Consider the following 15242-nt stretch of genomic DNA (forward strand, 5'->3'; position numbering starts at 1 on the left):
ATGAAAAATTTTCATGTGTTGTCTTTCTGGGAAGTTGAGCAAGAAAAAATATAGTTTTTATCATTCATTGCTACAGCAAGATATTCACCTTTTTCGTCAAATTCCATAGCATATATTGGGAATGGTTCAATGTTTAAATTTACCTTATGAATAAGTTTGTAATAGGTTGTATCATAGAATATTATAGAGCTTTCAGAGGTTGCTATAGCAAGTAATTTTGAATCTGGGGAAAATCTAATACAGCATATATGATTAGAGTGTATCTCATCAGTAAACTCAAAAAATTGAGTTTTTTCAATTTTTTTATTTACTTGAAATATATTTGATATTTTCAGTTTCTCTGCATCCCATAAAATACATTTACCACCTTCATGTCCAGTTGCAATGTGTTTTTTGTCATTAGAAAAGCATATTGAATAAGTATATAAAAATGGGTTGCTTTTATATGTTTTTAATAAATAATTCCCTTTTTTAATATTCTTAATACAAAAAATACCACTGCTTCCTCCAAAAGCAATGATGTCAGGGTTGTATGATGGGGATGATAGAGCCATTATTGTAATGTTTTTAGATAATGAGTTTAATATTTTTCTATCGGAGTGAAAATCACTAAGAACTTCTTTTTTTAATTTCATTCTTTTTATTCTTTTTTTCTTAATGTTAAATATGCATATTGATTGGTTTTCACCAGCAAAAAAGGCTAGGTTATTCTTGTTAATTAACGTTGTGAAAATAGAGTGATTTAATTTTATTTTTTGTAAGGATTTTCTTAATAAATCATAGATAATAATACAACCAGTGTCAGTTGCATAAATAATAAAATGATTATTAAAGTCAACAGACTCTATGGTGCCTAATTCATCGTTTTTTTGTAGGGTAATGGTCTTTACACAAGAGTAAGACGTCTTAAATAAATTCAGCTTGTTTGAATCCCCTACAACTATAAATTGATTATTAAATCTTTTCATCCCATAAGTTTTAGAAAGGTGATTTTTAATTATTCTAATTAATTTGTTTGGATAGGGTATATTATCAAAAATGAAGTTTTTACTTTCTAATAATGAGCTGTATTCCCATGGGATCTGTGAATAATTAGTTTGTTTTATTACTGTTTCTCTAGTTTTTGAAAATATATCGTTTATAGATAAATTATAGTTTTTTATGTTTTCGGTAAGTGATTTGGTATATATGCTGTTTCCATTTTTTCCGTCTTTCGCTGTGCTCCCTGATGAGGTTGAATAAGCTATTAATACATTATTATTTACATTTATTCTCTTTGGTGAAAGAGTTTCCATTAGAGAAGGGTTATTTCTGCATGCATCAACTATAATTAATTTTAGTCCTGATGGATTGTTATTGCAAAGTTTGTTTTGGATCATGTCTAGTGATACGGAATCATTACAAACATTTATTGAATTAAAGTCTATGGAAAGAAGGTAATTAACATCACGATCTTCCACCGCGTGTCCCGCAAAATAAAAAATAACATTATCACCATCATTTAAGCTATCACAAAATGAATCTATGTGCTTATGAAAATCAATATTATTGACATCATGAAAAATACTGACTATGAATCCTTTATAGCTCAGTATCTCGTTCATCAAATTAGCATCATTTATAGGGTTATTTAAAGGTGTTCTGTAATTACAGTTGCCGATAATTAGTGCTTTTCTCATATGGTTCCTTTTTCATTGTATCTTAATAATTCAGTTAATAGAACTGTTTGTAATATTAGTTTTATTTTATTCACTAAAGTTGATTTATTCATATGTTTTCTATGTCTAAAATTGAAATGTTTTCAATTTTAGACATGGAAAAATAACTATTTATTTACCTGGATTTTTTAGTAGTAAGTAATGGAGCAACATAACTATAAATAGTTTTTTCAGCTATAACCTTATCAATCTCATTATTTTTGTTAAATGGGTGTAATCTAGTATAACTTTCTGACCCGACAGGGTTAGTAGCTATCCATTCTCGGTATTTAGCATCTACTTTAGCTGTTAGCTCTGCTTTAGTTATTTTTCCTGTATTTGTATTTATTACCTGTTTTGCCCATTCGATCATTTGTGCCTTGATTGGGCCATAGTAAATATCACTTTTAGCTTTGGCGGCTTTTCTTTTTTTAGATTTTAAGTCAAGGTTATCAAAATCGTTGATTGTTTCAGCGTCAAATTGTTGTTTAGCTAAGATGGCAAAGGCAAAATTACCAGCCGCAAGTAAAGCTTGTTCTAATAGAACTCCTGCGTTTCCATTGCTGCCAAGTACTGCACAAGCACCAACTATAGGTATTATTTTATTACCCTCTGATAATGGTGAAGCTATGCAATATTGCCATACATCACTATCAATTTTGGTTAACTCGGTAACTGTGACGAATGGCTCATAAACTAAGTCCCATACGCTTAAGTAATATAATGCTTGGCTAATATCATCTTCTGATAACGTAGAAAGCTGGTGGATACACCAATGGGCCGAGGAGTAGACAGATAAATCTAAGCTATCCTCGTTATAGGGCGAAAATAGCACCTTAACCTTGTTGATATTTTCTAGAGTGAACAGATCTTTGCTCATGTTATTCACCAACAACCCGTAAACCCTTAATACATTCTGCAGCTGTCATATCACCAGTTGCAGCACCTTTAACAAATTGTCCCCACCAATCCATAATAACCTTTCGTTGTTCAAGATAAGTTGAGCGGTTATAGGCTGCACGTACCGAATTCTTCTCTCTATGGGCTAGCACGGCTTCAATAGCATCAGGCATGAACTCTTGTTCGTTCATCGCAGTACTGGCGATAGCGCGCATTCCATGAGCTGTTAGTAAGCCTTCAAATCCCATACGTTTTAAGGCCATGTTAGCTGTTTGGCTATTCATCGATTTTGAAGGTTCAGAACGATGAGGAAAGACAAATTCTCTGTGGCCTGAAATAGGTTTCATGACTTCTAAGATATCGAGAGCAGGTTGGTTTAATGGGATTGTATGTGCATGGCCCATCTTCATTGTTTCAGCTGGCACATTCCAAAGCTTGTTATCAAAGTCAATTTCAGACCAACGGGCTTGTACGGCTTCTCCTGGTCGAGTAACTGTTAGTAATTGCCATTCAATAACTAAGCGTGTTGATAATTCAATTTGTGCAACAGATAGCGCACGCATTAGTCGAGGAAGCTCATCGGGTTTTAGGGTCGGGTTATGCTTTTTCTTGGGCTTAGGAAACGCCTTACTAACGGTAGTAAACGGATTGGCATCAATAATCCCCGCATTCATAGCAAAGTCCATTATTTCCACTGTGCGTTGAGTAAGGCGCTTTATTGTCTCTAAATTTCCTCTTGCTTGAATAGGCTTTAATATTTCCACCAGCATAGGGGCTTTGAGTAAAGAGACTGGCATCTTACCTAATTTTGGAAAAATATCTTTTTCGAGTGAACGCCATACATCATTTGCGTAGTCGGGAGTAACAGTCGTTCTTTTAATGGCTATCCAGCGAGTAGCAACTTTTTCAAGAGTATGACTATTTTCCTCTTGCGCTATAGCTTGTTGCTGTTTACCCCAATCAAGAGGATCAATATTTTGTGCCAGTAATGATTTGTACTCATCTTTGATTTTACGGGCGTCAGCTAATCCAATAGCAGGGTATTCACCAATTGCTATCATTGTGCGTTTTTGTGTAAGCGGCTTGTAGTAACGAAAGTACCAACGACGAGAACCCGAAACTTTAGCGAGGAGTTCTAATCCGTCCCCGTCTCGAAATATTGTGTCCTTAAGTTCCCCTGCCTGATTAGGTTTAGCTTTTGCGTTGGCTACAGCCGTAGGGGATAGGGGCTTTATTTTTTTAGGCATATTCGATTCTCTATCTTGGTAGTAACGTTTTTAACGGTTAAATCGCTTACTACTACGGGACATTTGCTCTATTACTTAACAGTATGTCCTATTTTAATTTTAGTGTCCCAGTGTGTATTTCTATTTTAAATCATGTGGTTAGCTTGTTTTCGTGGCTGGTTAATAAATGTTGGGACAATAGCCGAGGACGGGGCGTTGTCCTATGTTTTTTATTTATATATCAATGCGATAACCTGCTTTGGGACAGCGGGACGCATTTTTCAGCGAAAAACATAACTATATAAAGAGATTTTATAAGGACAGGACTTTGGTAGTAAGAAAAATAGTAGTGTCTATCCTTTACTACTAAACATACTACCAAAGCTTTCGAGTTAAAACGATAGGTAACGAATATAAACGTATAATAAAAAAGCCTTAACTCGTTATGAATTAAGGCTTTTTAAGGTGTTTTCGAATATTTTCGAATGCATTCGAATACTAATTTGGTGGAGCTGGCGGGAGTTGAACCCGCGTCCGAAATTTCTACATCCTCGGTACTACATGCTTAGTCTAGTCTTTAAATTCATTTGCCAGCTGCGGACAGACACGCCACCAACAAACTATCCTGATTAAATTTAACGCTTCAACCCCAGGCAAGGCATCCACGCGATCTCTTTTGGGTTTGACCTCTCTTGATCCCCGTCCTAAGAGCGGAGGCTAGGGAGAGAGGGCTCTATGCAGGTTATTAAGCTGCTAGTGCGTAGTTTTCGTCGTTTGCGACTATTTTTTTGCGGCTTTTATCGAGGCCAACCGCCCCTCGGCATGCACCTTGGGTTTCGCAAATCCCGTCGAATCCAGAATCAGCCCCAAGTTGTTAAGTGCAGTATAACAGAAAAATACTCTAAAAAGCTAGAACTTAGCGATTAGAATGTTTCATTATACGTGCTTTATCTAGTTTCCATTCGCGTTCTTTAATATCAGAACGTTTGTCGTGTGCTTTTTTACCTTTTGCAACGCCAATTTTGACTTTGCACCAAGCATTTTTCCAATATAAAGAAAGAGCAACGACAGTATAACCTTCACGGTTTACGCGACCATAAAGGGTGTCTAATTCTCGTTGGTTCAGTAACAACTTTCTGCTGCGTGTTGGGTCACAAACTACGTGAGAGGATGCAACATTTAAAGGTGTGATATTCGCACCAAATAAATAGGCTTCACCATCCCTAAGCAGGACATAGCTATCACCAATGTTCGCTTTACCAGCACGGAGCGATTTTACTTCCCAACCTTGTAGGGACAAGCCAGCCTCGAATTCATCTTCGATAGAATACTCGTGGCGAGCACGTTTGTTTAGGGCAATAGTTGCCGAACCAGGTTTATAAGCTTTTTTCTTTGTCATAGTTTGTTCATTATACTGTAAGCTGAAGTGAAATAAATCTTTCCGTGTTTAAAAATGTGCCGATTGTGCAATTATTGTGCTTAATCCGTTTTGTTTTTTGTTTAACCAATCAATAGTGGTATTATATGGGCAGTTTTTGGGGATAGGAATTGATATGCCACAGATTAGTCGCTCTGCGTTAGTCCCATTTAGCGCGGAACAAATGTATAAACTTGTTAATGATGTCATTGCATATCCAAGCTTCTTGCCTGGATGTGTAGGTAGTCGGGTGATTAGTCATAGTGATGACGAAATGACCGCTTCTGTTGAGGTTTCAAAAGCAGGTATCAGTAAGACCTTTGTAACCAAAAATGTGTTAGAGGATAACAAGGGTATCCATATGCAATTGGTTGAAGGGCCTTTTAGTAAACTGACGGGAGGATGGCGCTTTATACCTCTAAGCCCAGATGCTTGTAAGATAGAATTCCATCTTGATTTTGAGTTTACTAATAAGCTGATTGAACTTGCATTTGGCAAAATCTTTAAAGAACTTGCGAATAACATGGTACAAGCTTTTACGTTGAGAGCGAAGGATATCTATAGTGTCTGAGCTAAATGTTGAAGTCACTTATGCTTTGCCGGAGAAGCAATATCTATTACCAGTTAAGGTTATGGAAGGTGCTACAGTTGAAGATGCAATAATGGCATCTGGTATCCTTGCATTACGGGCGGATATTGACCTTAAAAAAAATAAGGTGGGTATTTATAGTCGCCCTGCAAAACTGAGTGATAAGTTGAATGAGGGTGACCGAGTGGAAATTTATCGGCCTCTTATTGCTGATCCTAAAGAGTTACGCCGTAAACGGGCTGAAAAATCTAAAGATAGTAAAAAATAACTCTCTTTTTTTGTGATTAAACCGAGTACTTGCTCGGTTTTTTATTGCCTGTTTTTGGATGGTTTAATCGTGCAGGTAGTATTACGGCTTAATCAGTATCTTTTCAACCAAATGAAAGAATTTTGCTATTATCATGTCTGGGTGCATATATTATGCCAGTACAAAAGCGCAGTATATTGACAGCATTCTATGAAAAGCGCTGTTGGTAATGAGAAGAACACTGGCGAAATAACGCCAATGAAATAGAGCTTAGCACTAGAGACAATGGCGTTAGTGTAATAGAGGATAGGGGGGAGACTCTTACTATTGCATTAAGTTGAGAATTTTTATTACCTGTTGATGAGTGCCTTGATGGATTAAACGGTATTAATGTAATACGCGATACTCATGATGCCAGTCAAATAGAGTGCAGCAGTAAAAATAGCTTTTATTGAACAAATTGAGAGTTTTTGGTTTTGATAGTGCGTACTTTGAATGGCTAAGTGGCTAATTGTATTCATCGCAGCGCAATTTAGTGCTAGGTTTGAGAATTCTTTAGATAGCCTAAAGCAGCAATAACTACCTGTTTTATATTGATGACAGGTAGCTATTGTAAGGCTAATTAACAAATAAGTGGATAACGAATATCAGTTAACAAGCTTATTTGCTTAGCATCTTTTTAGTCGCGGGAGCTGCGGTTTGTGGCTGCTCTGAAACAGGTTCACTAGCTTCAGTGTTGCTAGAAGCAGGCTCAGCAGATACTGGCTGTGCATTTTCAATTTCTTTTGCTTCCATAGATTCCTGCTCTGAAAGATCCTTCTCATTTTTGATATCAGTCAGGATACCATTACGGTCAAAGCTAAGAGTCAAAGTTTGTTGCTTAACGGGATCATGACCAAGCTCTTGGCGGAAAACATAATACCAAGTTTGAGTACCAAACGGGTCGGTTAACATTGGTGTGCCCAAAGTATACGCGACCTGTTGCTGAGTCATTCCTTTTTGTATCTTAGCAACATCTTTCGCTGTCAGGTAATTACCTTGGTTAATGTCAGGGTGATAGACCAGACGCTCCATCATTGAACAGCCTGATGACATTAATGCGAGTGATAGTGCAGCAGCAGTTAACAGTTTATAACGCATGGATATCTCATTCCTTTTGGAGTCAGAACATCAATGATAATCGACATTGATACATTTTAAAACCTTCCGTATTGACTCTAAGACCATAGGAGTGCAAAAAAGTTGTCAAAATTTATGCGGCAAGTAACTCTTTTGCATTTGCCAATGTGTTTTTGGTCACTTCACTGCCTGCTAATAAACGTGCAAGTTCTTGTAAACGTGATTTTTTATCAAGTAATTGCATATGTGTCTCGGTTTCTATGCCGTTCGTTTCTTTACTGACATAAAAATGATGGTGCCCACAGCCTGCAACTTGGGGTAGATGTGTTACACACATGACTTGGGTTGATTCACCTAATTCACGGAGTAATCGCCCAACAATAGCAGCCGTTGGGCCGCTAATACCGACATCGACTTCATCAAAAATCAGTGCTGGTGTATCCATTTTTTTCGCTGTGATCACCTGAATAGCCAATGCGATACGTGATAATTCACCTCCAGAAGCCACTTTAGCAAGTGCTTGATGTGGTTGCCCTGGGTTTGTTGTGACATTGAACTCCACCTTGCTTGCCCCATCTGGCTGTAGATGCTCAGGGGTAAACTTAACATCAATAGTAAACCGACCATGAGGCATAGAAAGTTGATGCATACTATTAGTGATCAGTTGACTCAGTTCTTGAGCATACTCTAAACGAACTTGGTGCAGATCTTGAGCACAAGCCATCGCATGTTGATGATCTTGGTGAACTTGCTCACTTAGCATTTCACAATCTTCATTTTGGTTGGCTATTTTTTCTTGTTCGTCTAATAACTGCTGATAAAGCTCAGGTAATGCCTCTGGCATAATATGATGTTTACGAGCAAGGCTAATTTGTTTTGATATACGCTGTTCAAGTTCATACAAGCGATTAGGATCCAATTCATACTGATCACAATAATGCCTTAACTCATCGCTTGCCTCGCTGACTTGAATAGATGCTTCTTCTAGCATATCGAGTAGACTAGAAAATTTAGTATCAAGGGATGCTAGCTCGGCTAATTCATGCTTGGCGCTGTTGAGTAAACTCAAAATATTAGTATCATCACTCTCGGACATAATTTGCATGGCATTTTGCCCAAGCGTTAAAAACTGCCCGTAATTAGCGAGTTGCTTATATTCCTGCTCAATACTTTCAAATTCACCTTGAACAGGTGAAAATTCAGCTAATTCTTTTAAATGATAATCAAGCAACTGTTGACGCGACTCACGCTCTTGCATCTGTTTTTGAAACATGGCGAGCTGTTGGCATGAATCATGCCACTTTTGCCATGCGTGTTTCATTTGTAAGAGACGCTCTTGTTGATTGGCATAGGCATCCAGCAGTGATTTCTGATGGTTATTATCGAGTAAAAGCTGATGTGCGTGTTGCCCATGGATTTGGATAAGCAGAGCGCCCAGTTCACGAAGCTGTGAAAGTGGCACCGCTGTACCATTAATAAAACCACGTGAACGGCCATCTAACGTAATGGTACGCCGTAAAAGACATTCACTTTGATTATCAAGTTCATGTTCAATGAGCCACTTGGCAGCCATATCTGCATCCACTAAGGAGAAGCGTGCACATAAGTCAGCGCGTTGTGCGCCGGGACGTACCATATTGGCATCGCCGCGGCTACCTAAGCAGAGACCAAGTGCATCAATAGCGATAGATTTACCTGCACCAGTTTCACCTGTAATTGTGGTCATACCGCTACGAAAATCGATTTCCAGATCACGAACGATAGCAAAATTATTAATGGTAAGTTGGGTAAGCATCTGCGCTCTCCTGTGAAAATACACACCTGTGTTTGTATACAGTGTATCCTGTTTTTTTATACAGTAAAGAGGCAGATGAAAAAAATTAGAAAGTTTTTTTGGCCCAGCCTAATTTTGAGCTTAACGTATTGAAATAGTTATAATCTTTTGGGTGAATAAGATTTAAACTTTTATTACTACGCTGTATGACGACTTCTTCACCATCTTGTATAGGAAGCATGATTTGGCTATCACAGCTCACTTCATAGTCAATATTACTGCGTAAAAATTTCAGGCGAATACGACTATCACTGCTGATCACTAATGGGCGTGAAGAGAGCGTATGTGGGAACATAGGGACGAGTACAATTGCATCAAGATTTGGTGTGAGAATTGGCCCTCCAGCAGAGAGTGAATAGGCTGTCGAGCCTGTCGGAGTGGCGATAATTAACCCATCAGAGCGTTGTGAAAAGGCAAAACGATCATCAATGTACACTTCGAATTCAATCATATGAGCGACTTTACCGGGGTGTAATACCACCTCATTAATTGCGCTACTTTTTCGTGCTTTCTGATTCGGTTTTATTACTTGTGCTTCTAGCAAAAAACGTTGTTCTTCATGATATTCGCCATCCAACACGCGAGATAATTGCTGTAAAGCATTATCAGGGTCAAGATCAGTGAGAAATCCAAGGTTCCCGCGGTTAACACCAATCACTTTATTATTGTAGCGAGATAGAATTCTAGCAGCCCCTAGCATGTTGCCGTCACCGCCAACAACAATAACTAAATCAGCCTGTTGACCAATCTCTGTAAGGTTACCTGTGTTCGCATTTTGTAGTTTTAAATCTTTGGCCACTTGTTTATCAATAATGGCATGATAATTTTTAGATAATAGCCAATTATAGATTAATTCATGGGTCGCTAAAGCTTCGGGATGACGTGGATGCCCCACAATACCGATAGTTCGAAAATTTGTTTTTTGCGTGTTATTACCCTTACGCATAATTTTTTGGCCTCTCATTGCGTGACGTCCCTTGAATCCCTGTTTTATATCCCCATAATACTCTAATAAATGGGATTAATGCTAAATACGCGGAGAAATTCATGAGTAGTAAAGAACAAAACATGCATGATGAGCAAGCCCCTGAGCTAAATGAAGAGCAAAAGTCGGAGTTAGAGCAAGAGCAAGAAGCGCAGCAGGCGGATCCACAGGCAGAAGTACAAGCGTTAGCAGCGCGTATTGCTGAGCTTGAAGAACAACTCGCAGCGTCACAAAAAGTGGAGCGCGAAGCGATGCTACGTGCACATGCTGAAATTGAAAATATCCGTCGTCGTACGGAACAAGATATTGAAAAAGCGCATAAATTTGCGCTTGAAAAGTTTTCAAATGAGTTGTTACCCGTGATTGATAACTTAGAACGTGCTATTGATGCCGCTGATCATGAAAGCGAAACATCAAAAGCAATGTTAGAAGGCTTAGATTTAACTCTTAAAACCTTTTTAAGTGCTGTCGGGAAATTTGGTATTGAAGTCGTTGGTGAGTCCAATGTGGCCTTTAACCCTGAAGTCCATCAAGCAATGACAATGGTTGAATCGCCTGACCATCAACCAAACCAAGTGATTGATGTGATGCAAAAAGGTTATCTTTTAAACGGTCGCTTATTAAGACCTGCAATGGTTATCGTTTCTAAGTAATTAACGCATAACTAAATTGAAACCGGGTGAGCAATAGCGACCCGGTTTTTTTGTCACTCAAAAAGTTAAGCTTCGATAACAGGCGTCCAATCGATGGCTTCAAGCCCTTGCTGCTGCAATAGTTGATTCGTTTGTGAGAAGTGCCCACAACCTAAAAAACCCCGGTGAGCTGACAACGGCGATGGGTGAGGGGCTTTTAGTACATGATGGCGCTTAGTATCAATGATACGGCCTTTCTTTTGGGCATGTGAACCCCACAACAAGAAAACAACGCCTTCTCTATGCTCATTAATGGCAGCAATCACTTTATCTGTAAAAGTTTCCCACCCTAAATGGGCATGAGAGTGCGCATTGCCTTGCTCTACGGTTAATACTGTATTTAACAAGAGCACCCCTTGTTGCGCCCAACTCAGCAGATAGCCATGATTGGGGCGTTTAAACCCAGGGATGTCGTTTTCTAACTCTTTGTACATATTGACCAATGAGGGAGGGGGCTTAATTCCCGGAAGAACCGAAAAAGATAAGCCATGGGCTTGACCCGGACCATGATAAGGATCTTGACCCAAAATGACGACTTTAACATCGGCAAGCTCGGTATATCTAAAGGCGTTAAACACATCTTGCTGTGGGGGATAAATAATTTTTCCTTTTTGACGTTCGTTCGCCACATAGGCAAGCGTGTCTTTAAAATAAGCCTGTGTTTTTTCTGAGCCAATGACGTCGTGCCAAGTAGGTGTGTTTGACATGAAAATTCCTATAACAAACAAATTATGTCTATAAGCTTACAGTTTAAGACCCAAGAGATAAAGGCGAGCTTTTGTCTATTTGATTAAAAAATTTTTTAAAAATAACTAAAAAAATTGATTTTTATAAATAATAAAAATTGATTTAAAACATAGTGTTGGGTGAATGACGGTTAATTACCCCTTGAAATTGTTGATAAATATCAAAGAAGCTGAGGGTTCTAGCTGGTATATAGTGTGTAGAAACATTGGTTAGACCAAATATTTTATTGGCAGTCAAATGAGTGGATTGATCCCAATCCTACCCGAACGTGGAGGTCGACATGATTACTGGTATTCAAATTACTAAAACTGACAATGCAGCGCTATTGAACTCTTTTTGGTTACTTGATGAAGAGAAAAATGAAGCGCGTTGTGTTTGTGCAAAAGCAGATTATAACGAAGGACAAATTGTTGCTAAGGATGAGTTAGGTGCTTTTGAGTACCGTGAAGTACCTTTAGAAGTTAAGCCAACAGTCCGTGTTGAAGGTGGTCAACACCTTAATGTCAACGTTTTAAGCCGTGAAACCTTAGAAGATGCGGTGAAAAACCCTGAAAAATATCCACAGTTAACAATTCGTGTTTCTGGTTATGCAGTGCGTTTTAACTCTCTGACACCAGAACAACAACGTGACGTGATCACTCGTACTTTTACTGAAAGCCTGTAATTGTTGTATTGTTCAAGGTAGAAGTATTAGTTTAAAATTAATTCAAAAAGCCATTGAATTCAATGGCTTTTTTATTCTTCTCTAATAAAGTACATTCTTTTTCCCTGCTGAAATTTCGCCTTTAATGATCTCCCTTATCACATCTTCAATGGGGAGAGTCTATGTCTTCTATCAATCAGAGTATCCAAACTAACTCATTAAATGAAATATCGTTAATTAAAGAAAGCATTAATATCTATCAGAGAAAAAGTGGTGTATTGGCACTGTGCTCTGAACAAAATCAATGGACGCAGACGCTATCGCCAAAACAACTTTTAGGCCCACATGCTCAATCGCATGATTATCTTATTGGGTTAATTGCTTATGGGGTCTATCTTAAAGATTGGAAAAATCTGCATGGTGTTGAGCGCCTTAATGCTCTGCAACTCAAAGAAATTGGCATTGATCCAAGCTTACTACGCGATAAATCAACAGGTTTTGAAGCTAATATTTGTCGCTTTAATGATTTGTATATTATTAGTTTTGCTGGTTCTGATGAACTCGTTGATTTCTATGCTGATTTACGACAAGGGCTGGGCTACTTTGAACCGCAATATTTTCAAGCGGTAAATTTAACCAACATTCTACATCGGGTCTCTAAAGGGAATATGATTTGTATAGGTCACTCTTTAGGCGGCGGATTAGCCACATTTGCAGCTCTTGCAAGCCAGACACCTTGCATCGCCTTTAGCTCTGCTGGTGTTTCTGCGAATACTATCAAGCAGATTGGTATGGATTACGACACCGCAAAACAAGTGGCAAAGGATGGTCTCGTTCGCTTTTATGTGGTTCGTTATGATTGGTTAGATTTGTTGCAGTCAGTAATGCCATTTCCTCCCGCCTTAGGTAACAAAATTGTGTTGGATTACTATAAAGGGGAAAAAACATGGCGGGATTGGCTCCCTCATCGTCTGTTAACACGTAATTTTATCGCCCATACGATGCCAAAAATTCTCAAAATGATGTGTCATTTTACACCGTGGGTAAATAAACAGGCGATGGTTAATGATGATTTTAATACACAGTTAGAAGAATTTAGCTGCAATTTTGCATTGAGTCATGACAGCACTCTGGCAGATTGGCAAAACAGCTGTGAAAACAGTATTAAGCAAGGCAATGTGACTGAATTTTCTACCTTGCTTTCAATGAGAAATAAACCAGCGAATTTTAATGAGCTACTAGGGTATGCCGTTCGTTCGACTGATCCTCGCTTTATGAAAATTCTTCTGAGTTCTGCTTATACAGATGAAATCAGAAAAACGTCATTGCCACAAAATCGCACTTATTTGCATTTAGCGGCGCAGTCAGGAAGGTTAGAGCAACTGGAAGTTTTATTAGCTGAAGGGGTAGAAATCAACGCAGTAGATGATTTAGGTAACACATCGTTACATGATGCATTAGGGAGCCATGCGTTATCAGTTGCTGAGTTTCTGCTGAGCCAAGGTGCTGATTGGCGTATTAAAAACTATCAGGGGTATGATTGCCGTGATGTTTTAGTAAACCATATGATTAAAGTGGATATGTTATCTGCGCAAGGAAAAAGAATGCGTGAAAAATTGCAGATGATAATGATGCAATAAAAAACGGGCCGTAGCCCGTTAGTTGCATTATTCAGCGTTATCGCGAGTTGGTGCCGTAGAAGAGGAATTTGGTTTACGGCGTTTGCCAATGTTCTTTTTGTCACGATGACGAACTTTGGTTTTCTTTTTGGACTCTTCTTCTTTTTTCTTTTTCTCTTTACGTTTTGCGAGCACTTTCTTAGATGGTTTTGGTTTATTCATCATAGATTCTGAAGGTGCTTTGGTGCTTGGGCGTAGACTATCGATGACTCGCATTTTAATGGAGTCTTCAATATAACGGCTGACTTTACCGAACAGCGGATAGTCATGAGCTTCTATCAGTGAAATAGCGGTGCCTTTGCGGCCTGCACGACCGGTACGACCAATACGGTGGAGATACACATCAGCGGTGCGCGACATGTCAAAGTTAAAGACATGACTGACATTATCGATATCAAGTCCTCGCGATGCAACATCGGTCGCTACGAGTACTTTGACTTGCCCTGTCACTAAACGACGAACGGCTTCATTACGTTTCGCTTGAGCCATTTCTCCTTCAAGATAACAAGACTCAATACCTGCATCTCGTAACCATTGTACGACTTCACGGACACGCTCACGCTTACGAACAAAAACAATGGATTTAGTCACATCCTCTTGTTTTAGCAGATGGCACAACAAGGCTGTTTTGTGTTCTAAATTATCGGCACGATAGTAAAACTGTTGTATTTTTTTACGTTCGCGACGAGACGATTCGGCATCAATTTCAACAGGATCTTCTAGCAGTCGTTCAGAAAAATCACGAATAGCTTCGCCTTCAAGGGTAGCAGAGAACAGCATAGTTTGTTTACGCCAGCGTGTTTCACCTGCAATTGTTTCAATGTCATTGGCAAAGCCCATGTCGAGCATGCGATCAGCTTCATCAAGGATCAGGATTTCAACGGCGCGACAGTCAAAATTTTCTTCTTTGATGTATTGAAGCAAGCGGCCTGTTGTCGCGACAACAATATCTTGGTTTTCGCTAAAAACTTCAGCATGGTTCATATACGCGACACCGCCTGTAATCGTAGCGATATCGAGATGGTTATGTGCACATAACTCTTTTGCTTGGTCTGCAACCTGCATGGCTAGCTCACGCGTTGGTGTTAATATCAGCACTCGCGGAGGACCGGACTTTTTCCTTGGAAAGTCAAGTAAGTGTTGGATGGCTGGCAGCAAAAATGCGGCGGTTTTACCCGTACCAGTAGGGGCTGAACCTAAAACGTCACGCCCATCCATTGCGGCAGGGATAGCGGCAGCCTGAATTGCAGTTGGGCGTTCATAGCCTTTGTCTGCCAGCGCGTTGATCAGGCTTTCATCGAGTTCAAGTTCAGTAAATGTGGTTGCAGTCATGATATACCTCTATTTGGGGCGCTGATTATAAACAGGTTAGCCAAATTGTTCATCAGAAAATATCGATCTTTTAGCAAAGTGTACCTGTTTTAAGTTTCAACGGGCAGTGATATTGCCAGAAAGCGTGCTTTTCCG

Annotated in this window: 14 protein-coding genes and 1 other RNA gene; 5 read left to right on the top strand and 10 right to left on the bottom strand. The window is 39.0% G+C overall.

Going from position 1 to position 15242, the window contains the following annotated elements; translation table 11 throughout:
* Positions 1 to 11: 11 nt before the first annotated feature.
* The 5 genes from PR699_RS14515 to smpB form a co-directional block, all read right to left on the bottom strand.
* A complete protein-coding gene (locus PR699_RS14515) occupies positions 12 to 1679 on the bottom strand; it encodes a caspase family protein (protein ID WP_154598773.1) in 1668 nt (555 codons plus the stop codon).
* Between the two features lie 154 nt (positions 1680 to 1833).
* Complete coding sequence (locus PR699_RS14520) at positions 1834 to 2577, bottom strand: hypothetical protein (protein WP_154598772.1); 744 nt, start codon at positions 2575 to 2577, stop codon at positions 1834 to 1836.
* Position 2578: 1 nt separating this feature from the next.
* The gene (locus PR699_RS14525; protein WP_014656347.1) at positions 2579 to 3844 is read right to left on the bottom strand and encodes an integrase domain-containing protein; all 1266 of its coding nucleotides are present in this window, start codon (positions 3842 to 3844) and stop codon (positions 2579 to 2581) included.
* Between the two features lie 483 nt (positions 3845 to 4327).
* Positions 4328 to 4691, bottom strand: a transfer-messenger RNA (tmRNA) gene (gene ssrA / locus PR699_RS14530).
* Between the two features lie 48 nt (positions 4692 to 4739).
* On the bottom strand, positions 4740 to 5222 hold the full coding sequence (gene smpB, locus PR699_RS14535) for an SsrA-binding protein SmpB (RefSeq protein ID WP_004921558.1): 483 nt from the start codon (positions 5220 to 5222) through the stop codon (positions 4740 to 4742).
* A 154-nt stretch (positions 5223 to 5376) separates the two neighbouring features.
* Here smpB and PR699_RS14540 point away from each other — a divergent pair, with 154 nt between their 5' ends.
* Together PR699_RS14540 and PR699_RS14545 are read left to right on the top strand one after the other, a co-directional pair.
* Positions 5377 to 5811 carry a type II toxin-antitoxin system RatA family toxin gene (locus PR699_RS14540; protein ID WP_014656346.1) on the top strand — a complete coding sequence of 145 codons (435 nt, stop codon included), beginning with the start codon at positions 5377 to 5379 and terminating at the stop codon, positions 5809 to 5811.
* On the top strand, positions 5804 to 6097 hold the full coding sequence (locus tag PR699_RS14545) for an RnfH family protein (protein ID WP_004921549.1): 294 nt from the start codon (positions 5804 to 5806) through the stop codon (positions 6095 to 6097). Before PR699_RS14540 ends, PR699_RS14545 begins: the two co-directional genes overlap by 8 nt.
* A 639-nt stretch (positions 6098 to 6736) precedes the next feature.
* On the opposite strand, the gene bamE is transcribed toward PR699_RS14545, so the two are convergent.
* The 3 genes from bamE to nadK all read right to left on the bottom strand — a co-directional run bounded on the left by bamE (position 6737) and on the right by nadK (position 9975).
* The gene (gene bamE, locus PR699_RS14550; RefSeq protein ID WP_004921543.1) at positions 6737 to 7216 is read right to left on the bottom strand and encodes an outer membrane protein assembly factor BamE; all 480 of its coding nucleotides are present in this window, start codon (positions 7214 to 7216) and stop codon (positions 6737 to 6739) included.
* A 112-nt stretch (positions 7217 to 7328) separates the two neighbouring features.
* Positions 7329 to 8990: a DNA repair protein RecN gene (recN, locus tag PR699_RS14555; RefSeq protein WP_014656343.1), complete on the bottom strand. Its 1662-nt coding sequence runs from the start codon at positions 8988 to 8990 to the stop codon at positions 7329 to 7331.
* 85 nt (positions 8991 to 9075) lie between these two features.
* The gene (nadK, locus tag PR699_RS14560; RefSeq protein WP_040133505.1) at positions 9076 to 9975 is read right to left on the bottom strand and encodes an NAD(+) kinase; all 900 of its coding nucleotides are present in this window, start codon (positions 9973 to 9975) and stop codon (positions 9076 to 9078) included.
* A gap of 101 nt (positions 9976 to 10076) precedes the next feature.
* Here nadK and grpE point away from each other — a divergent pair, with 101 nt between their 5' ends.
* Positions 10077 to 10667, top strand: a complete 591-nt coding sequence (grpE, locus tag PR699_RS14565) for a nucleotide exchange factor GrpE (RefSeq protein ID WP_004921530.1) — start codon at positions 10077 to 10079, stop codon at positions 10665 to 10667.
* Positions 10668 to 10732: 65 nt separating this feature from the next.
* Here grpE and ung read toward each other — a convergent pair whose 3' ends face one another.
* Positions 10733 to 11413 (bottom strand): uracil-DNA glycosylase, encoded by a 681-nt coding sequence (gene ung, locus PR699_RS14570; RefSeq protein WP_004921528.1) that lies wholly within the window; start codon positions 11411 to 11413, stop codon positions 10733 to 10735.
* Positions 11414 to 11733: 320 nt separating this feature from the next.
* Here ung and grcA point away from each other — a divergent pair, with 320 nt between their 5' ends.
* Both grcA and PR699_RS14580 read left to right on the top strand, forming a co-directional pair.
* A complete protein-coding gene (gene grcA / locus PR699_RS14575) occupies positions 11734 to 12117 on the top strand; it encodes an autonomous glycyl radical cofactor GrcA (protein ID WP_004921525.1) in 384 nt (127 codons plus the stop codon).
* Between the two features lie 161 nt (positions 12118 to 12278).
* Positions 12279 to 13736: an ankyrin repeat domain-containing protein gene (locus tag PR699_RS14580; RefSeq protein WP_014656342.1), complete on the top strand. Its 1458-nt coding sequence runs from the start codon at positions 12279 to 12281 to the stop codon at positions 13734 to 13736.
* A 27-nt stretch (positions 13737 to 13763) separates the two neighbouring features.
* Here the strand turns inward: PR699_RS14580 and srmB are convergent, their stop codons facing one another.
* Complete coding sequence (gene srmB / locus PR699_RS14585; RefSeq protein WP_014656341.1) at positions 13764 to 15107, bottom strand: ATP-dependent RNA helicase SrmB; 1344 nt, start codon at positions 15105 to 15107, stop codon at positions 13764 to 13766.
* Positions 15108 to 15242 lie beyond the last annotated feature (135 nt).

It is taken from the genome of Providencia sp. PROV268, from assembly GCF_028477805.1.
Classification (GTDB): domain Bacteria; phylum Pseudomonadota; class Gammaproteobacteria; order Enterobacterales; family Enterobacteriaceae; genus Providencia; species Providencia stuartii.

Bases quoted from the DNA above. Each gene is read 5' to 3' on its own strand.
- PR699_RS14515 (WP_154598773.1), bottom strand. From the start codon at position 1,679: ATGAGAAAAGCACTAATTATCGGCAACTGTAATTACAGAACACCTTTA.
- PR699_RS14520 (WP_154598772.1), bottom strand. From the start codon at position 2,577: ATGAGCAAAGATCTGTTCACTCTAGAAAATATCAACAAGGTTAAGGTG.
- smpB (WP_004921558.1), bottom strand. From the start codon at position 5,222: ATGACAAAGAAAAAAGCTTATAAACCTGGTTCGGCAACTATTGCCCTA.
- PR699_RS14580 (WP_014656342.1), top strand. From the start codon at position 12,279: ATGTCTTCTATCAATCAGAGTATCCAAACTAACTCATTAAATGAAATA.
- srmB (WP_014656341.1), bottom strand. From the start codon at position 15,107: ATGACTGCAACCACATTTACTGAACTTGAACTCGATGAAAGCCTGATC.
- recN (WP_014656343.1), bottom strand. From the start codon at position 8,990: ATGCTTACCCAACTTACCATTAATAATTTTGCTATCGTTCGTGATCTG.
- bamE (WP_004921543.1), bottom strand. From the start codon at position 7,216: ATGCGTTATAAACTGTTAACTGCTGCTGCACTATCACTCGCATTAATG.
- PR699_RS14540 (WP_014656346.1), top strand. From the start codon at position 5,377: ATGCCACAGATTAGTCGCTCTGCGTTAGTCCCATTTAGCGCGGAACAA.
- grpE (WP_004921530.1), top strand. From the start codon at position 10,077: ATGAGTAGTAAAGAACAAAACATGCATGATGAGCAAGCCCCTGAGCTA.
- ung (WP_004921528.1), bottom strand. From the start codon at position 11,413: ATGTCAAACACACCTACTTGGCACGACGTCATTGGCTCAGAAAAAACA.
- nadK (WP_040133505.1), bottom strand. From the start codon at position 9,975: ATGCGTAAGGGTAATAACACGCAAAAAACAAATTTTCGAACTATCGGT.
- PR699_RS14525 (WP_014656347.1), bottom strand. From the start codon at position 3,844: ATGCCTAAAAAAATAAAGCCCCTATCCCCTACGGCTGTAGCCAACGCA.
- grcA (WP_004921525.1), top strand. From the start codon at position 11,734: ATGATTACTGGTATTCAAATTACTAAAACTGACAATGCAGCGCTATTG.